Below are 18,787 nucleotides of genomic sequence, written 5' to 3'. Positions count from 1 at the left end.
CGAAAAGGTCCCGACAACTCCAAGTCGTCTTTTTTGCTTTCTCAAATATCGTGGCATTTTCGACCCAAGTGCTTTTTTATTATTGGGCTTTGTTATATCAGTAATATTGTAGATTTGCGTAACGCTGTTCTTAAGTAACTTTGTAATGTAAAATTATACTAGTTATTAATGTATTGGAGCGCTCTTATGCGGACTGCGAACTTTACAACGAGGAGGAGAGACCGATGATCAAATCAAAAGCTCCCAAGAGACCGACAAGGGATGAATTTGTATTAGAGGAGATAGGCAATCAGCTTACAGAGGCTTATCAAGAAGGGTCAGAAATTCTACTTACTGTGTGGGGTTGGGATGAGCCAGTAAGGGGTCAAATAGATCAAATGGACTCTCGGACTGGAAAAGTACACATCAAAAAGGATGGAGTTATTACCAAGGTCCCTTTTATGGATATCATGGAAATTAACTATCCTAGAGATTAGATTTAGTGAAAGGGAAGATTTGATTTGATTGTAGATTTTTAATTTAGATTTCCAAGCTTAAGCTTCATAGTCATTTTGTTAGGTACCATTACTTGTTTCATTGGATTATGCAGAAAAGATTTACAACTGAAAAGATAAATATAAAGACAAGTGCGGTCCAATGAAAAGGTTAATTGTTACTTTTAGAGTGAGTCGGATAGAGTTGATGAAATGTCAGTACCAATCAGCTATAAGGGTTCAATAGAACAAATGGTGAGAGTCGAATTGACATATTTTGATGTGATGGTTTTTAAAAGTGAAATCCATAGCCAGAAGAGGAGTAAGATAAATAAGTAGGTGTCCTGCGTAGGCTATCGCCGCATTAAGAATTGCCAAATGGAAGTTTACTTACGACTCTGAAAGATTGTTCGAAGCTTCGCGGATGCTAAAGCTCTCCATGGGTTTCGCTATTGCCGTTTGCGCGGACTCTCCAACGTCACGGAACAAGCGTTGATAACGGCCGCCGTGCAGAATATGAAGAAGATGACGATCCACCTGGATTGCCTGGAAAAGAGAGGGTAACCCTTCTTTTTTAGGCTTTTTAGCAACTGCAAATAAAAAAAGAGAAACCCAACGTCTCAAAGACGTGGGTTTCTCGACAATCTGAGGAGCTCTCAATGAGCTCTTTTATTTCGCTATATTGAGAATGTTCAAGATGGGAAGGAATGTCACGCCTACCTCTACATTCTTGACAACGTATCAATCATATTGTCCACTGGTTCTATCGTGCCAAGCGCTTCTTCCGGCTTCGTCGACAGCTCGCCGGCGAAATCGAAGCTGAAGACGTTGTATATCTCGTGGATCAGCGCAATCGCCGACAAAATTGTCGGTCTCTATTAATAAAACATACGATAAAGGCACCTCTACAGGGTGCCTTTATTTACATGCTGAGCGAAAAATCGGGAAGCTTCGGGAGCGCACGATGCTTGTACAGTAGCACAATGGACTAAGGCTTCCTTTGAAGCGATTCGCTGAAAATGGCTATTGACAAATAATTTCAGGTTCCAATATGATGGTAGTGAAAACGTTTAACGTATATCGATTGCATTAAGGAGGGGATCTTACTTATTCGATTGCTGAAAGTGTGTGGGTTTATTGGTGCAAGCCAAAACGACAATAAGAAATACCGAGTTGAGCATGGAGAGGTTGAAGTGAATGGCGATTCAATATGGAATTCTTGCACTCTCCTGGATTGGCGGAATGGTCAAACGAGTCTGGACTGCTTGCGATCCAGCGCGCTTCACGGGCAGGCTACGATCTATTGGAGGTCTCACCGGTAAAGCCTGACACTTTCGACTCGATTTTCGCATATGGGTTGACTTTGCGACAAAAAGGAAAGCGGTCTAATGTTTGCAACGACTTGACAGATCAATATTTTGAGGTGATCCCAAATGAGTGAAGTGAAAGTGAAAACGGTTCGAACGCCGCAGTTGGAAATTGCTTACGAAGAGGAGGGGGCGCCAGACGGCTTCCCTGTTATCCTGATGCATGGTTTCCCCGATGACGTTCGTGTTTGGGATGGGACGGCGTCAATATTGTCTTCGGCAGGCTACCGGGTATTGATGCCGTACTTGAGGGGTTATGGTCCGACTCGATTTATCGATCCGGATACGCCAAGGGTTGGGCAGCAGGCTGCATTGGGGTTGGATTTATTGCAATTCATGGATGCCTTGCGGCTCGAACGGGCGTCTATAGCCGGCTATGATTGGGGATGTCGAGCCTGTTGCGTCGCCGCGATCCTGAACCCGAAACGAATTCGAGCTCTGGTAGCAATCGGCGGTTATGATGTCCACGATGTGATGTCTCCTCCTAAGCCGGCTCCTCCGGCCCTGGAAGCAGAATGCTGGTATCAATGGTACTTTAATACGGAGCGTGGAAAAGCGGGACTGGAAGCTTATCGAAGAGAGATCTGTCGAAAGTTGTGGGAACGCTGGTCGCCTAGCTGGCATTTTGACGATCTTACCTTCGAGCGAACGGCCCATTCATTCGAGAATCCGGATTTTGTACAAGTGGTGATTCAGGAGTACAGGCATGTTCATCGAAATGATAACGGTGATCCTGCATTCGTCGAGACTGAAAAGTATCTATCGACATTACCGCAAATTGAAGTTCCGGCAATGGTGCTGCACGGAGATGAAGATACGGTCCACCCTCTCTTCCGATCGGAGGAACTGATGTCCAAATTTATCGAAGGCACGGAAAGAAGAGTCGTCCGCGGAGCAGGACATTTTCTGCCGCGGCAGCGCCCTGATGCGGTTGCGGAAGCGTTAGAATCGCTGCATCTTCATCATCCCTCACTTGTAAAATCTCGGAGGTATCCGCATGTTTAAAGCAATTGCATTTGATATGGATGGAGTTCTTATCGACACACAATCTTCCGTCAAGGAATTTTGGAACCAGGTCGCCACTGGATGTGGCATCCGCTTGAAACCGTCGGATTTTAATCAATTTATCTATGGGTGTCAAGCTTCCTATACACTGGACCGTCTATTCCCTAAGCTGACTTCTATCGAACGTGCTGTGGTTCTTTCCAAACTTGAATCGCATGAAGCAACGATGACCTATCAGGAAATCATCGGCGTATCAACATTTTTGGCATCCGTACGCGAGGCGGGTGTAAAGACCGCGCTTGTAACGAGTGCTTCTGCGTCAAAGGTGAACGAGGTCATTTACCAGATGAAATGGCAGACTTACTTTGATGTAATCGTTACAGCCGAGCACATCGCTCAAGGAAAACCTGCTCCGGACTGCTATCTTCTGGCTGCCGAACGGTTGAACGTCGACCCCGGCAGTTGCATTGTGTTCGAAGATGCCAGTAGCGGTGTTCGTTCAGCGGTGGCGGCAGGAATGTATGTTGCAGGTGTTGGTGTGGATCGATTATTGAAGGGCGAGGGAGCGGCGGTTGTCGTCGATAACTTCAAATCCGTCAAGCTGGTGAGCAAGAATGGCGGGTCAAGTAAGAGCCATATTCATATTGGGGAAGTCAGCGTGCCAATTCGGACTTCTTATAACCGTACACTGGGTTCCGGAAAGGAATGACTGGATGACTACCATACTTACTGCGTAATGGCGATTCAAACACATGGGGTTATAGTCCCCATACAAATAACAGGTATCCCCGATCAGTCAGTTGGCCTGACATTTTACAACAGTTACTGGGGCCTGATTTCTTAAGAGTAAATTCGGAATGACCGCTGAAGCCATCGCTAAGGGAGCCGGCGAGTTGGCGGACATCAACAAGGCAACCCCCGTTTGGAGCTTGTGACAACCCTCCGGCCTTGATTCTCGTGGTTTCACCGTCTATCGGAAAATTGTGCGAGGCAACCAAATTGTTTTTTTAGGTGCTCAGTTCCGAAGGAGCGATTTGGTGAAGTGTTACAAATTGCGATCGAAATGTTGCGTATTATGGAAGCATCTTAAGAGTCATCCGCAAGCGGACGGACCAAACTTCTCAGCTAGACTCGGGTAGCAGTAGTTTGCCGGATGATTAGTTGCGGCTCGACAACGGATTCGCTTTGCGCAATCGTATCAAGCGTTCCATCGATAAAGCCGGTGAGCAGGTCGATTGCCGTAATGGCAAGTTCTCGCGCTGGTTGCTTCACGGTTGTTAGCGGCGGAAAGGAATCAGCCGCTTCTTCAATATCGTCAAATCCAATAATGGACAGGTCGTCTGGTATTCGCTTGTTTAGATACCAAGCCGCACGGATTGCGCTCAAGGCGTACTGATCCGACGCGCAGAACAGGGCCGAGGGAGTTTTGCGACATTCAAAGAGCGCTTTGGAACGTTCGAAAGCGGTAAACCGGTCGCGAGCGTCTAGAATATGGCTTTCGTCTGGCTCAAAACCACGGTGCTGCAAGTAATCTTTAAAGGCTCTCAATCGTGTTCTTACTCCACCGTGCTCTAGATTCCCAAGGAAACCTATACTGTGGTGACCCAGCTCGATTAAATGATCGAGAGCTAGATGAACGCCTTTGGCGTCATCTGTTCTTACCTGCGGAATTGGTAGTGAACTGTCCCCGGTAATCGATACAATGGGGGGACCGCTTTGTTTGCTGCGTTCCAGAAGAGAATGGGTGGACAGATTTCCAATTAGAACGAGACCATCGAACCAATGGTTTATCATGAAATGCAGCTGACGCTCTGCAGTATGCGCATCGTAATCGGCGTGTCCCATAAGCATTTCCATTCCTTTATCGTGAGCGGCTTTTTGCACTTCACGTACAAGAAGCGATAGGAAGGGGTCATGAATGTCGCGAATGATCGCACCGATGACTCCTGAGCGCTTTGATCGGAGAGCAGCGGCGAAAGGATTGATCTGATAACCGAGTTCTTGGGCCGACTGCAGCACTTTTTGCCTTGTCTTTTCACTGATCTTTATACTTCCATCGCGGCTGTTTAGCACTCGAGATACTGTCGCAAGCGAAACGCCGGCTTTGGCCGCCACATCGGCAATCGTAATATTAACCATTAATCTCAACCTTCCCGTGTATTCTACTTCTTTAGGATATCAAAAAGCATTTAGATTGCAACATTATACGTATAACGTTTTCATTATTGTTCGGATATCTTTTTGATGTACAAGTAAAATGAAGCGAAAGAGCGAAAAAATGTGCAGAACAGGACAATATTGTAGGGGATTTTATGCTTATCGGAGCGATTGAAGCTGGAGGGACAAAGTTTGTATGCGGTATCCGTAATAAGCATGGAGTCATATTGGATAGTGCTGTTTTCCCAACAGAAACCCCGGATCTAACCATGAAGAAAGTGATCGAGTGCTTCCGACTGATTATTCGGTGTTGGATGAGTTTCTGCCGCACCATCATTATGCACGTAAACATGTTGCTTGCATCCTTGATATAGTTGGAGAACATGCCGGGGGGCCGTTGACGGGGGTGATTCAATGTAACTATAATGGTTTTATTGAAAGGGGGTGCCTCGCATGATCATCGTCAGCCGTTATACGATCGCGCTTCATATTTTGACTTGGCAGGCTTTTTGGGTGGAGAAGGACGAACCGAGGAGAGCCGCTCACCAGAGGGGATCGGAGAAGCACAGGCCGGGAACAGCTTCTGGCTCGGAGAAGCCGAACGACCGAAGGACCTGAGTCATCGGAAAAGGGAATCGGTCGCAGGAGCCGTCCGAGGAAGCCGGTCTGCCGTTAGAGTAAGCCGATTGGCGTTATTTTCCGCGTCGATCAATGCAACTAATTCAGTAGCATTGAGAGAGTAAGTGACATTGGGATCCCCAAGCAGCTGTATTTTTTTATAGGCCGACGGAGGGGGCGTATCTCGGTGTTCAATGAAACTGATTTAGTTATGTTGACGTTGAGAAGACCTCTGGTTCCAGCCGTGAATGAACCTGGTTATAGTTTTCATTGCGATGGCTTGAGAAGGGTCATGATCGGCGGCGTTGCATGTGTCGACGGCGATTGCCGGACAGCTGGTGACGGTGTTCTCGCTTGTTTATCAGTGTCGTCGCCGTTGCTGACGACACTGCCCGGGAGGATAGAACGCAGGAGATTGTTGTTCGGTTTGCTGCTACTGCTTGCCGTTGGAAACGTGGTCTGCGGATTCGCTTCCTCGTACAGCCTGATGCTGACCGGACGGATCGTAGCCGCGTTGGGGACATGCCTGTTCTCACAGGTGGCCGTCCCCACGCCTCCACTCTGGCCGTGCCCGCAAAGTGGGGGAGCGCGGTGGCGATCGTCATTGCTGGGCAGATCATCTCGCTGATCCTGGGCGTCCTATTCGGGACGTGGGTTACCATGACGTTCGACTGGCGCACGACGTTCTGGATCGTCTGAGGGGTTGTCCTGCACGCCGCGCTGGCCATCCGGCTGCTGTTCCCACATGTAGCGCCGAAATGCGTTATAGCGTATTTTTTGGACATTATAACAAACTAGCAGAGGAGATCCAAGATGCCTGTATTTTCGTTTTTAGTCTATATTTTAGTGAGCACCTTTACCCCGGGCCCCAACAATTTCATGGCGATGTTGTTTGCCCACCAGTACGGTTTTCGACGAACGATCCCATTTTGTCTGGGTGTTGGCGCCGGTTTTTTTGTCGTTGCGCTGCTGTGCAGTTACTGCAATCTGTTGCTTAAACATCTCATTCCCGGCATCCGGTGGTGGATGACGATTCTGGGAGCGGCCTATATGCTGTATCTCGCCGTTAAAATCGTGTTCCATCGCAAGAAAGCTACGAGCAGCAGAGAGGACAAAAACAACCGCTTTCTGACGGCGGTGCTTCTGCAGTTTATCAATCCCAAAGGCATTTTGTACGCCATAACGTCCGTATCGACTTTTATTCTCCCGTACCATTCTTCCCATCTGGCCTTGATCAGCTTCTCTTTGTTTCTGGCACTCTTGAGCGTGATAAGCACCTTCTGTTGGAGCATGTTCGGCTCCATATTTCAGCGATTGCTGTCGGCGTACCAAACCCCGTTTAACGTCGCGATGGGCCTGCTTCTCGCATACAGCGCGGTTTCCATCTTAATCGAATAAAAGGCACAGTGCCCTGCATACCATCCACGGAAACTAGCAACACAGAGACTAGCACGCATAATGCGCCACTTTACTCAGCAGGATCAGGTAACGGCCCACTCTCCATTCTTATGTAAAAAGGAGGCGTCCCCGGCTCCTTCTCTATGTACGTTTTGATCCGCTTTACATTGTTTCGCTCAGTCATGCACCATGCTGCCTTCCAGGAACTTCTCGTAGTCCATGGCTGCCATGCATACGGTTCCGGCAGCGGAAATCGCTTGACGGAAGCGCACGTCCTGCACGTCGCCGCAGGCGAATACGCCCGGAATGTTCGTTTCGGTCGTTCCTGGCTTCACCTGAACGTAGCCGGTTTCGTCCGTCCGTCAGGAACTTGGTGTTCGGCGTGTGGCCGATCACCGCGAAGACGCCGGCCGGGTAACTGGACGTATATCATCCATGCTTGGCGATTTCAATGCGGCGTGACGATAGAGAAGGCTTCACAGCTCATTGGTCATACAAAACGGTATCGGAAATCGAACCGCTGTGGTCAGAAATTTTTGCACCGTCCAGGAGGTCTAGTGCTTGTTTGAAGATGAGCTTGAATATAGCGAAAAGGAGTGTTGATATGAACTTCCATATGCATGAAGCCTTTGAGATTTTGGAGCGCACGCCGGAAACCTTGGAGTGCTTCTTATCCGGTCTATCCGAGGGATGGCTGCATGGCAATGAAGGGGAGGGAACCTGGAACACGCTTGAAGTCGTTGAGCACCTCGTTGAAGCGGAGAAGCATAACTGGATCCCGCGGATAGCATCCATTCTTGCGGAAGGGGAAAACAATCCGTTTCCCGTATTCGACCGCTATGCCCACTTGAAAGACACTTCCGAGAGAACCGTTGAAGAGGCATTATCAGAGTTCCGTGCGATTAGAATGGCGAACATATCCAAACTGAGGGCAGTCGTCAATCCTCACGATCTTGAAAAGACCGGTATGCATCCGGAATTCGGCGTCGTGAAGTTAAGGGAGCTCCTCTCTGCATGGGTTGTTCATGATTTTACGCACATGGTGCAAATGGTTCGGGTGATGGCGGAGAGATACCGGGCTGACGTTGGACCGTGGAGTGCATACTTAGGCATTTTAAAAAGGAGCTGATTTCTTCTGCTTTCGAAAAGTCAGGAAATTCATTGATAGATGGGTTCGTCAGGGTCGAATTGCCTGATACCGGACGGAAGCAGTTGGAGGATTAGCTTTACTACAAGGATGCAGGAGGGAATATAGGTATGAACAAAATTCAGGAGTTTAAAGTACTACATCAATCAAACGAGCTTTTATTGTTAGGAGTCGCGTGGGACTTGTTTTCTGCGTTGTCTCTGGAGAAAGCCGGATTCAAAGCTATCGGTACAACCAGCTGGGGAATAGCGAAAAGCTTGGGTTATCCGGATGGTGAAAGAATTGAATTTGATACAATACTAAATCGTGTAAAAACGATATTGGATCATGTGAACATCCCTGTTTCTGCCGATATAGAGTCGGGTTACGGAAAAGATGAAAATACGATCGTCGAGAATGTATTGAAACTTGCCGATATAGGCGTTGCGGGGATCAATATAGAGGATTCTCGCAAGAATCAAGCAGGACTCAAACCATTGAACGAACAATGCAGGCTTTTATCGAAAATCAGAGGGGCCCTAGAGAAGAGTGGCTATAAAGATTTTTATATTAATGCAAGAACAGATACCTATTTGCTGAGTATGGATCCGTACAACGAAATGACAGTCCGGGCGCAAGCCTATGTGGAAAGCGGCGCAAGTGGAATTTTTGTTCCTGGATTGAAGGACGATGTCGAAATAAAAGCGGCTGTAGAGCAAATTGCCGCGCCTCTAAACCTTATGTCTGTGCCAGGGCTTACAAGTTGTAAAAAACTCCAGGAACTTGGCGTCAAGCGGTTAAGTCTCGGCGGCGCCTTATATCGGAAGCTTCAATCATTACTGGATACGTGCGCGGCTCAAATTTATGAATCTCAGGATACGTCTTTGCTATTCGATTAACTGAAGAAAGGATAACGTAAAAGTTCCACAACGATTTACTGGATGTGTGCGGCGGCTCACGAACGGCGCGAGAGTCGTGCGGGCGTTCCATGAGTCGACGTGGGAAGCTAAAATAGAGGGCTCGTGAAAGGCACTTCATTAGGTGCCTTTTCTTTTCACTCTATAGATGATTCCTCCTATAGATGATTCCTCATTACAGATGTAGTTTTAAGCATTTTATAAACTGAGTGCGATAAGCTGATACCCGCATAAATGGAGTTACAAAGCCAAAATGGCTTCAGCATTAGGCTAAAGGGCAGGATAGTTCATATAAAGTAACGAATTGTTGATAATTCACATTTCTTCGAGAAAGGGATTCATTAAATGAAAAGAGTAGATGTTGCCTACGTGCTTCTCTTTGATGAACAAGAAAAAAATGTATTGATGGTCAAAAACAAGGGTATGAAATCTTCCTACTATACACTTCCTGGTGGAACAGTTGAACGTGGAGAAACACTTGAAGAAGCTGCTATTCGTGAGGTAAAAGAAGAAACGGGCTTAGAGGTTGAAATAAATGGTATTTTCAGTGTAAGCGAAGCGTTTTTTGTAGATAGGGAACATCACACAATTTTCTTTACCTTTAGGGGGAATGTAATTGGTGGAGAAATAAATATCTCATTTCCAGAAGAAATTGAGGAAGTTACTTGGATGGAACCACAAAGAGCAGAGGAATACATACATATACCAAGTGAGTTAAAGGGACTTATAATTGGTAAATCATCAGCACCATATGTACTCAGAGGAACTATCAATCACAATTCTTAATACAGTTTGTTGAAGTAAGGGGAAACGATAGTTGAATAAACGAACAGGAAGAAGCTGTCGATCAGCACCCAGGTACAATTAAACATCCAGCTGGATGTACCTTGCGATTTACCGACTAACGTAATCCGATTAGAAAAAAAGGAATACGAGCGGAACAGTTTCAGTTAGTATTCAAGAATGTTCGATATTCGGAAGGATGGCAGTTATTTTAAGAAAAGACGGGGATGCATCAGATAACGGTGACCATCCTGTAAGACGACAAAAACATACATCTTTAGTGCCGCTTAGCTGCTGCTTTTTCTATTATATATATTGGATATGATTTAAAAATGTGAGTATGTCGAGGTGAAAAATGGAGATTCGTATTTTGGATTCAAAAGATGCTGAAATATATCGTGACTTAAAGTTAAAGCCTCTGAAGGAAAATCCAGAGGCAATAACGGTCAAGTACATAGTCACCCACTAGGCGCATCAGTAGCCGTGTTGTTCAATCCGTGGCAGGCCATACCCTACCACTTCTTTCCATATCAAGACGGTAGTCGGTATATTTGCGCACGAATAAGTCGCGCCCAAGCTGCTCTGCAGCCTGCATGGGTAAACCCGGATCGTGGATCACTTCTCCACGGCTATTGCTGACCCCGCGGACGACGCCGACGAACTCGGAGTGAGTGTATCGGGAAAATTCCTGAAGTTGATGAATGATTCCGAGCGTAGCTCCCGGGTACGTCTCCTCGGAAGATAACACAAGTCCAATGCGTTTGCCGGACATGCGCTGGATGATCTGCGCCGAATCGGGATGGGAAGCCGCATTGTAACAAAACGTGCGGTCAAAGAATGATTTCGTTTGGGCGGATAATCCGTACCAATAAACCGGGGAGCAGAACACGACTCCGTCAGCAGACAAATAGTCGTCGATAAACAACGAACGAAAGTCGTCAGCGATTGAACATTCTCCGTCAGGCTTCCGGCATATCCTGCAGTCGCGTAGAAAACTCGAAATGTAATCGTCTATAAACCTTATTGCCACCGTAGCTCCGGCTTTCTCCGCACCCCGACGGACCGCATCAGCCAGCTCGGAAGAGTTGCCGTTCCGTCGGGGACTTCCTATAAGAACAAGCACCTTTTGATTCTCTGTCGTTGAAGTCATCTTTTACTCCTTTCCACCTCCGGGTGTAAAGTCATTTTCCATAAGCAAATTGTAATCTAAATAATCCATACCGTATAATGATTGGTATTGATATATCCATCTTTAATATTGATGGGCTTTCGGAGGAATATAGATATGGAAATGATGGACCTTAAAGTGTTCATAAGCGTGGCAGAGGAAGGCGGGATTTCCCGCGCGGCGAAAAAACTGGATTATGTCCAGTCTAACGTGACGGCCCGGATTCAGAAGCTGGAGTCGGAAATCGGAGCCGATTTATTCCATAGATATCCCAAAGGGGTCCGACTGACGGAAAAAGGTGCCCAGTTTCGCGATTATGCGCTCGCGATCTTGAGCCTTGCCGACGAAGCAATTAGAGCGGTGCAGGAGAAGTCGCATCCCAGTGGACCTCTTGTTATTGGGGTGGTGGAAACCGTGACCTGCGGCAATTTCATGAATGTGTTGTCGGATTTTCAATCCTGCTATCCTGAAGTGTCGTTGTCATTGGTAACCGGATCCTCATCTGAGCTGCTGTCAATGGTGATGGACCGTAGGCTTGACGGAGCATTCGTGACGGGCGATATAGCGCCATCGCAGTTGATTTTCGAATATACGGTAAAAGATGAAATTATGCTTTTGACCAGCGGGATGGCTGGCGCGTACCCAGATTTATCGAGCGCAAGATGGGCGGTTTCTCCAATAGGTTGCCCTTTCCGAAGGGTGCTTGAGGAGTGGCTTGACAGTGCGGGAATTTTGCGAAAGAACTTCATTGAAATTGGTTCGCTGGAAACGCTGATGAGCTGTGTCAAGTCGGGGCTTGCCTGCACACTGCTGCCGGCATCCGTCCTTAAAGGGGAGTACCGGTCGTTAGGGTCTTACCAGATACCGGAACGCCTTCGCTTTACGAGCACGAGTCTCGTTCGCCGAAACGACCGATTCAGCAGCAAAGCGTTTGCGGCTTTTGCCGAAATGGTACGCTTGAAAGGGCTGTAATTGAACGCGTCTTGACGAAAATGAGTTAATCTGCGGAGTTGTCGGCACACCTGTTTAAGGATCGCGCTCGGTTTAAATGATCTTTTCCCCATTGTTCGAGACAATCCAGAACGGGTCCAAGACTTTTCCCATGATCTGTAAGTGAGTATTCAACCTTAGGCGGAATTTCCGGAAAGACGGTCCGGTGAACGAGTCCGTGATTTTCCAACTCACGCAGGTGCTTTGTCAATATTTTTTGTGTAAGTCCGGGAATAAGCTTCGGAAATTCGCAAAAACGGACAGTCCTTTTTCGTAAATGACACAAAATTAGTAGACTCCACTTGCCGCCGATCATGTTCAGTGTGACGTAAGCGGCATAGTCGTTTTCCTCGTTTTTCACGGTTCTCCCTCCTGTTTAATACTTTCTTATTGGAAACTAACGCAATTAAAAGTGCCTACTTAACAAGCATGCATGTTCCCTTTATGGTAAGGATTGAAATTAATTTTATTTTTTATTATATAGGGAGGCTTCTCAAATGAACAAGAAGGTGTTCGTGACCGGTGCGACGGGCTATATCGGCGGGTCGGTCGCGCTCAAGTTGCGTCAGGCAGGTTTTCAAGTAACAGGGTTGACCCGAACAGACGAGGGAGCTGCCAAGTTAAGGGAATTAGGTATTTCACCATATATCGGCACTCTAAACGATTTCGAACCGCTCATACAGGCGGCAAAGGAAGCTGACATCGTGGTTAACGCTGCGGACTCGGATAACATCTTCGCGGTGACGACGCTATTAACGGCGCTTGAAGGAAGCGGCAAAACGTTCGTTCATACGAGCGGTTCCAGTATTGTCGGGGATAAGGCGGCGGGAGAATACGCCAGTAAGGTGTATCATGAAGAAATCATCGAACCACTTCCCGAAAAATTGGCGCGCGTCATGATCGACCGGACAGTGCTCGCGGCCGCCAATCGCGGCATACGTTCGATGGTCATTTGCCCTTCGCTGATTTATGGCACAGGTTATGGTATCCATAAGGATAGCATACAAGTTCCTTGGCTGATCGAGCTTGCATTGAAGCGTGGGGCAGCGTGTCATATCGGAAAAGGCGAGAATGTCTGGTCGAACGTTCACATCGACGACCTTGTCGAGCTATATCTATTAGCGATAGAGCGCGCGCCGGCCGGTTCTTTCTTTTTTGCCGAGCACGGCGAAGCCTCCATGAAAGAGATTGGTGAGGCGATCAATCGGGCATTCGAATTAGGGCCGGAAACGGAAATGATGAGTCTTGATGAGGCGATTAAGCAATGGGGCCCTGAAGCTGCTCATTTTGCTTTCGGTTCCAATAGCCGCATTCGTTCGACAAAAGCACGAAAAATGCTGGGATGGAATCCGAAAGGGACTGCGCTGCTCGAAGAAATTGAAAATGGGTGCTATAAAAAGTGACGTTCTGATATGAGCATAGGAGTCAAAAACGTTCAACATGCCAGGCATTCAGACTGCAAAGTTTGAATGCCATTTTTTTGTCAAAATGCATAGTTAGACGCAAATTTACTGTAAGATGACAAGATCATGCACACTTAAAGCCGCGTAACAGCGGCTTTGTTTGTTGTAACGATCTATGTTCTTGTAAAAAACCGACGACAAGAACATATATGGTTAATCGTGCTTGATAAGAAGTATCAACCACGGATGTGCTTGCCTGGGTAAATGCACGTTGTTCGGTTACCAGAAATATAAGGCATAAGGCAATGGGTTATTTCGTGCAGGTATTGGGGGATAGTTCTAAGCTTCCAAATATGCGTGGCTGAGCAGGGCGAAAGAAGAACCAACAGCGATAAGCTGCTGTCCGCGCTGACGGAGTTATATAGCTTATAGCTTTATCTGGGCTGCGTTCCGACAGATTGAATATATTGTAGATTTGTTTGCATTTCGAGAGCGGGGCGTGAGGATAGGTGTATGTCCATTGACAATATACCTCATCATCCAGTTGATGGAGGAATCTAAAGTGTCTGTGCTAAGATGAGTGTAAATTATGATTCAAGCTGGGGAACAAGGCTAGAAGGGGTGCACATTGAAGAAAATACTTGTCATTGACGATGAAGTCGCAATCAGAGATTTAATTGAGCTTGTACTGAGAAGAGAAAACTACGTCGTTCAAACGGCTGAAAACGGTAAAGTAGCCCTGCAGCTGCTCGATGCTTTTGGGCCGGACCTGGTGGTGCTTGACTTGATGCTGCCTGACTGCTCCGGATATGACCTGTGCAAGGAAATCACCGGGAAACGTGCTGTTCCTGTGATCATGCTCTCTGCCAAAAATGAAGTAATCGACAAGGTGTTGGGACTAGAGCTAGGGGCGGAAGATTACATGACCAAACCCTTTGACAATCGTGAATTGCTCGCTCGGATCAAGGTGATTCTGAGAAGAAACGAGAGCAGGGAGGAATCAAGTGAAGGAACAGAAGTGAAAGCTACACGCATCATTCATGAAGAGCTGACATTTGATCTGGAAAGCCGAAGGGTGCTGAAAAACGGTGTACCCGTGTCTTTAACGGCAAAAGAGTTTAAAATTCTGGAAACGTTACTCAAAAGACCAGACAAAATCTTTACCCGGGATGAGCTGCTGCAGATCGGATGGGGATATGACTTTATGGGAGACAGTCGAAGTGTGGATATGACCATCATGCGATTACGGAAGAAGCTGGAGGATAACGCAGACGAACCGAAATATGTCAGGACGATCTATGGATTTGGCTATCAGCTTGGAGGTGGCGAGGCCTGAAGTATGCAACCCGGTTACTGCTGAATTATTTATTTTTCTCCGTGCTGTCCTTTGGCATCATCATTTTTGCGGTGAATAAAGCCATCGATTACTACAGCTTCATTACCATTGAAAAACAGATGATGGAGAAGGCGGATCTGTCCGAGTTATCCTTTCGTGAGGTGTTGGCACAGCATAGATCATCGACAGGAGAGCCGCAGACAAAAGAAATCGTCAGACTTGCTCTGGAGAAGCTGAAAGCTTCAGGCAAGGAAGTACGTATATATGACAGCTCCAAGAAGTTGCTGGGCTTGGCTGTGGATGGCATCATCATTCATGATGGCAAACCTCTTATTTTTGAAAAGAATATTGAGAAAGCCCTGAGCGGCAGTTACGCCTACACCGTAACGGAAAATCATCTGCTTTATTTTGCCACTCCCATTCAGGATCAATACTACCAAAACGCTTATGTGTATGAGTTCGTGGAGGACATTTCCTACTTCTATGCGATTATGGATCAAATCCGTTATATCCTGTTTGCGGGTGCAGGCGGATTTATTGTACTGATTACGTTATCCAGTCTGTGGATTGCCCGCAACACAACCAAGCCGATTAAGCTGTTGCTTGGCGCCGCGCAAAGTTTCTCTAGACAGGAGTTTCGGAGAGTTCATCTAAATCGGAAGGATGAGCTGGGCATGCTGGCAGATGGGCTGGATTCCATGGGTCGGCAGCTTCATGATTACATTCAGTACCAGAAACAATTTGTCTCTAACGTATCTCACGAGTTAAAAACACCATTGGCAGCCATTCGTGGTTTCTCTCAATACTTGGTTGAAGGGGAGAACGAGAACAAGGAGCTGCAAAAAATCTATGCTCATCTGCTTCAGGAATCGGATCGGCTGACGCGCTTGATTAATGAATTGTTGTTGCTATCCCGATTCGACAAGGCTGGTTCTAACGAACTGGAAGTCGAGAGGACGGAAATGAACGGACTGATTCAGCAAGTCGCAACGAATATGGGTGCCAAGGCCAAAGACAAAGGAATCAAGATTATGTTCAGGGAGGCGGAAGCGGAACCGGAGGATAAGCTTCTGACGAGAGTCCACGCCGACGTGAATCCCATGCTGATGTCCCATGCGATCGCCAACCTTGTGGACAATGCCATCAAATATTCAGGCAGTCCATCGCTAATCGAATTGAAGTTGGAACATACGCCAAGCGAGGTAGTTATACGGATACGTGATCAAGGTATCGGTATCGCGGGTGATGAGCTGGAGAGAGTGCAGGAACGCTTTTACCGGGCGAAAAATGCAAGCACAGCGAACGGTTCAGGTCTTGGACTTTCGATTTGCAAAGAGATTGTAGAGCGGTTTAATGGATATATCGACTTGGAAAGTCAAGTCGGGGAAGGAACGACCGTTACGATTGTGTTACCCCGTGCGTAAAGACGCGCATAAATAGTTACGTTACAAGATTGATACAATTCTGTTATGAGACTAACAAATGCCTTTTTTATAATCACTTCATAAGAAGAAATCACACATTTATGGAGGGATCATGATGAAATGGATAAATAAAGCTGCAGCTGGTATCCTGCTGAGTATTTTACTAACGATGGCACTGACGGGCTGTCAGTCCAATGGTGCTAAGTCGCCAGAAGCGGCGCAGAACTCGGCTGAAAAAAACACGTCGAACGAACAGGCCGAAGGCGAAGGAGCATCAAATTCTACTGCGCCTGCTTCAGGAAATTCGGGAGGACAGAGTGCTGAAGCGATTAAGGAAGGTTCGATGGAGAAGGAAGGCAATGTGGTGCTGAAGGAGCTTGCTTTTGTCTATAATGAGCACACCATTGCAATTTCGGATACAGCGAATGAAGATCAGATGGAACAGATGCTGGGCAAACCCGATAATCTGAAATCTCATACGTACAGTGCCGGCGATGGAACAAACATGGATACGTTAATCGGTTTTACAGAAAAGGTGTATACGTATCCTGGTCTGGAGATTAAAACAATCAGTATACCGGAGGGGAAACAAGACTCCATCTTTCATATCGAAATGAAAGATCCTAAGTACGCGACAGTGCGAAACATTAAAGCAGGGGATAGCCTGGATATACTCAAAAACGCCTACCCTGAGGGGAAACTGCTTGGTGACGGAGCCCCTAATGAGGAGGATGAATTCCGTTACGAGCCATCCAATTATGTGGATGTGATGTCGTTTCATATCAAGGATGCTAAGGTGGAGAGCATTCAGATCTATAGCCTTCTGGATTAATATTTAGTGATCGATGTTGGTAAGCCATTCATACGATTCACCTTTAATACCTGCCCGGGAGAGGGGCAGGTATTTTCTCGTGTATAGACTCGCACATGTCGAAGGACAAGAACATAGCCCCATTGAGAGTCGCTATTATAGCGGCTTTTTTGATCCGATTACCGATTAGATAAGCATTGAACTATTAATTAAATTTATTAAGCTAACAGGCAGGGGAGTTTATTGATTTCACGAATACTGTACATATGAAGTTATTTACGAAGTTCGTAGATTAGACGTTATAAGAAACCGGCGCAAAGACGAATAACCAAGGTGCTTTTCCCGAAGGAGATGAGTTCAATGCTTTACATATTTAGTGGACTGCCGGGCACCGGAAAAACCACATTATCATCGGCTTTAGCAAGAGAACTAAAGGCTACGTATCTTCGGGTCGATGTCGTGGAGCAGGCTATGCGAGATGCTGGAAAGACCATCGAAGGGCCTGAGGGTTACATTGTGTGTTATGCCATTGCATCACAGAATCTTCAACTGGGCCTAGATGTGATTGCAGATACAGTTAACCCTATCCAAATTACGCGCCAGGCATGGCGCAACGTGGCCGATTCTCTCGGAATACCTTATGTGGAAATTGAAGTACTTTGCTCTGATTATATCGAGCACAGGAATCGAATCGAAATGCGTACAGCTGATATTCCAGGTTTTATACTTCCGACGTGGGAGCAGGTCAGAAATAGAGAGTATGATGTTTGGGATCGGGACCACATAGTCATAGATACAGCTCATCAAACTGTAGAAGAAAGTTTAAATACATTATTTAAACAATTGGAAGATAGAAGACTTTCTTGAACTAACGAATATCAGGTGGACAACCCTGCACCGTAACCGCATCGCGGCCGTTCCCTTCGGTCACTTAAGTCGGTGAGGGTTCGTGAACGCCTGAACGTTAGCCGAAAGAAGTTTTTAGTTTAGGAGGAGTCGATATGATATTAGAAAAAGTTATAAAAAGAATTGAAATACAAAGTGAATATAAGGATTTTGTTGATAAGTATGTGGATCATATCCTTAACGAATTTAAAGATAAGATTCATAGCATTTATATGTGTGGCTCGATTCCCAAAGGAAAGGCTACACCTTTTAAGTCAGATGCAGACTTTACTATTGTATGTGCAAATCCTGAAGATATTGATTACGAAAGATTGTCAAATATGAAAGACAGGCTTTTAGATGAATATCCCGTAGTAACTAAGATTGATACGACTATTTGCTCGATTGACGATGTATTAAGTAAACCAAATGAGTGGGGTTTTTGGGTAAAGATTATTTGTGTTTGCATATATGGTGATGACGTTGGTGAAAAAGTACCCCCGATTATGATTTCTCCAGAGTTCATTTTAGATTTAAATACAGAGACCAAGAAGGAAGTAGATCGTGTACATCGTTCACTTTCTAATGCTAGTGATAACACAATGAAGAATAGATATATTAAAGGTTACTCTAAGAGATTAATTCGTGCATTATACTCTTTAGTTTTAGAAGATACAGGTGTATGGCAAGATGACATTATTATGATGAAGAATGCCATATTAAACTATTGTGACATTGACTCCGCTTTAGTTGATTATCTGTATGCTTGTTACTTGGATAGTCATAATGTACTTGTTGAAGAGTTTCTGGGAATTGCAGATGAAGTATATAGCTATTTTGAGAACGCGTTAAATGCTATGGCTGCTTCCAGAAATTCCTTCGACTATCATGATATTGACGTTCCTGGTCACTCTGAGAAGTGAGTG

Annotated in this window: 19 protein-coding genes and 2 pseudogenes; 16 read left to right on the top strand and 5 right to left on the bottom strand. The window is 46.1% G+C overall.

Annotation, left to right across the window (positions count from 1 at the left end; translation table 11 throughout):
- Positions 1-224 precede the first annotated feature (224 nt).
- Both MKY74_RS21425 and MKY74_RS21420 read left to right on the top strand, forming a co-directional pair.
- Positions 225-476: a YolD-like family protein gene (locus MKY74_RS21425; RefSeq protein WP_076165200.1), complete on the top strand. Its 252-nt coding sequence runs from the start codon at positions 225-227 to the stop codon at positions 474-476.
- 402 nt (positions 477-878) lie between these two features.
- Positions 879-1,037 (top strand): annotated as a pseudogene (locus tag MKY74_RS21420) (transposase); the annotation flags it as partial.
- 158 nt (positions 1,038-1,195) lie between these two features.
- Here MKY74_RS21420 and MKY74_RS21415 read toward each other — a convergent pair.
- On the bottom strand, positions 1,196-1,336 hold the full coding sequence (locus MKY74_RS21415) for a hypothetical protein (protein ID WP_167372817.1): 141 nt from the start codon (positions 1,334-1,336) through the stop codon (positions 1,196-1,198).
- Positions 1,337-1,906: 570 nt separating this feature from the next.
- On the opposite strand from MKY74_RS21415, the gene MKY74_RS21410 reads away from it, so the two are divergent.
- Positions 1,907-2,845, top strand: a complete 939-nt coding sequence (locus tag MKY74_RS21410) for an alpha/beta fold hydrolase (RefSeq protein ID WP_076165204.1) — start codon at positions 1,907-1,909, stop codon at positions 2,843-2,845.
- On the top strand, positions 2,838-3,554 hold the full coding sequence (locus tag MKY74_RS21405) for an HAD family hydrolase (protein WP_076165206.1): 717 nt from the start codon (positions 2,838-2,840) through the stop codon (positions 3,552-3,554). The genes MKY74_RS21410 and MKY74_RS21405 overlap by 8 nt, the downstream gene beginning before the upstream one ends.
- A gap of 416 nt (positions 3,555-3,970) precedes the next feature.
- On the opposite strand, the gene MKY74_RS21400 is transcribed toward MKY74_RS21405, so the two are convergent.
- The gene (locus MKY74_RS21400; protein ID WP_076165208.1) at positions 3,971-4,984 is read right to left on the bottom strand and encodes a LacI family DNA-binding transcriptional regulator; all 1,014 of its coding nucleotides are present in this window, start codon (positions 4,982-4,984) and stop codon (positions 3,971-3,973) included.
- Positions 4,985-5,455: 471 nt separating this feature from the next.
- Here MKY74_RS21400 and MKY74_RS21395 point away from each other — a divergent pair, with 471 nt between their 5' ends.
- Both MKY74_RS21395 and MKY74_RS21390 read left to right on the top strand, forming a co-directional pair.
- On the top strand, positions 5,456-5,620 hold the full coding sequence (locus tag MKY74_RS21395; protein WP_208629230.1) for a hypothetical protein: 165 nt from the start codon (positions 5,456-5,458) through the stop codon (positions 5,618-5,620).
- Between the two features lie 813 nt (positions 5,621-6,433).
- Positions 6,434-7,018, top strand: coding sequence for a LysE family transporter (locus tag MKY74_RS21390; RefSeq protein ID WP_076165214.1), 585 nt, complete (start codon positions 6,434-6,436; stop codon positions 7,016-7,018).
- A 176-nt stretch (positions 7,019-7,194) separates the two neighbouring features.
- Here MKY74_RS21390 and MKY74_RS21385 read toward each other — a convergent pair.
- Positions 7,195-7,426, bottom strand: a pseudogene (locus MKY74_RS21385) (NAD(P)/FAD-dependent oxidoreductase); the annotation flags it as partial.
- A gap of 196 nt (positions 7,427-7,622) precedes the next feature.
- Between MKY74_RS21385 and MKY74_RS21380 the strand changes: the two are divergent.
- The 3 genes from MKY74_RS21380 to MKY74_RS21370 all read left to right on the top strand — a co-directional run bounded on the left by MKY74_RS21380 (position 7,623) and on the right by MKY74_RS21370 (position 9,847).
- Positions 7,623-8,147 carry a DinB family protein gene (locus MKY74_RS21380; RefSeq protein ID WP_076169261.1) on the top strand — a complete coding sequence of 175 codons (525 nt, stop codon included), beginning with the start codon at positions 7,623-7,625 and terminating at the stop codon, positions 8,145-8,147.
- 128 nt (positions 8,148-8,275) lie between these two features.
- Entirely contained in the window at positions 8,276-9,043 is a 768-nt protein-coding gene (locus tag MKY74_RS21375) for an isocitrate lyase/PEP mutase family protein (RefSeq protein WP_076165217.1), read from the top strand.
- 363 nt (positions 9,044-9,406) lie between these two features.
- Positions 9,407-9,847: an NUDIX hydrolase gene (locus tag MKY74_RS21370; protein WP_076165219.1), complete on the top strand. Its 441-nt coding sequence runs from the start codon at positions 9,407-9,409 to the stop codon at positions 9,845-9,847.
- Positions 9,848-10,334: 487 nt separating this feature from the next.
- Here the strand turns inward: MKY74_RS21370 and MKY74_RS21365 are convergent, their stop codons facing one another.
- Positions 10,335-10,994, bottom strand: coding sequence for a flavodoxin family protein (locus MKY74_RS21365; protein WP_076165221.1), 660 nt, complete (start codon positions 10,992-10,994; stop codon positions 10,335-10,337).
- 135 nt (positions 10,995-11,129) lie between these two features.
- Here MKY74_RS21365 and MKY74_RS21360 point away from each other — a divergent pair, with 135 nt between their 5' ends.
- Positions 11,130-11,984, top strand: a complete 855-nt coding sequence (locus MKY74_RS21360; RefSeq protein ID WP_076165223.1) for a LysR family transcriptional regulator — start codon at positions 11,130-11,132, stop codon at positions 11,982-11,984.
- Between the two features lie 25 nt (positions 11,985-12,009).
- On the opposite strand, the gene MKY74_RS21355 is transcribed toward MKY74_RS21360, so the two are convergent.
- Positions 12,010-12,318: a winged helix-turn-helix transcriptional regulator gene (locus MKY74_RS21355; protein WP_076169262.1), complete on the bottom strand. Its 309-nt coding sequence runs from the start codon at positions 12,316-12,318 to the stop codon at positions 12,010-12,012.
- A gap of 181 nt (positions 12,319-12,499) precedes the next feature.
- On the opposite strand from MKY74_RS21355, the gene MKY74_RS21350 reads away from it, so the two are divergent.
- The 6 genes from MKY74_RS21350 (at position 12,500) to MKY74_RS21325 (ending at position 18,784) form a co-directional block, all read left to right on the top strand.
- The gene (locus MKY74_RS21350) at positions 12,500-13,405 is read left to right on the top strand and encodes an NAD-dependent epimerase/dehydratase family protein (protein WP_076165225.1); all 906 of its coding nucleotides are present in this window, start codon (positions 12,500-12,502) and stop codon (positions 13,403-13,405) included.
- A 628-nt stretch (positions 13,406-14,033) separates the two neighbouring features.
- Complete coding sequence (locus tag MKY74_RS21345) at positions 14,034-14,741, top strand: response regulator transcription factor (RefSeq protein WP_076165228.1); 708 nt, start codon at positions 14,034-14,036, stop codon at positions 14,739-14,741.
- Between the two features lie 71 nt (positions 14,742-14,812).
- Positions 14,813-16,165: a sensor histidine kinase gene (locus MKY74_RS21340; RefSeq protein WP_244169138.1), complete on the top strand. Its 1,353-nt coding sequence runs from the start codon at positions 14,813-14,815 to the stop codon at positions 16,163-16,165.
- A gap of 112 nt (positions 16,166-16,277) precedes the next feature.
- Entirely contained in the window at positions 16,278-16,997 is a 720-nt protein-coding gene (locus MKY74_RS21335; RefSeq protein ID WP_244169139.1) for a hypothetical protein, read from the top strand.
- Between the two features lie 339 nt (positions 16,998-17,336).
- Positions 17,337-17,843: an AAA family ATPase gene (locus MKY74_RS21330; protein ID WP_076165236.1), complete on the top strand. Its 507-nt coding sequence runs from the start codon at positions 17,337-17,339 to the stop codon at positions 17,841-17,843.
- Between the two features lie 134 nt (positions 17,844-17,977).
- Positions 17,978-18,784: a nucleotidyltransferase domain-containing protein gene (locus MKY74_RS21325; RefSeq protein WP_076165237.1), complete on the top strand. Its 807-nt coding sequence runs from the start codon at positions 17,978-17,980 to the stop codon at positions 18,782-18,784.
- The last annotated feature ends 3 nt before the right edge of the window (positions 18,785-18,787 follow it).

The organism is Paenibacillus sp. FSL R5-0378 (genome assembly GCF_038009285.1).
Lineage (GTDB): Bacteria > Bacillota > Bacilli > Paenibacillales > Paenibacillaceae > Paenibacillus_AQ > Paenibacillus_AQ favisporus.
This window is presented reverse-complemented; position numbering and strand designations above follow the sequence as displayed.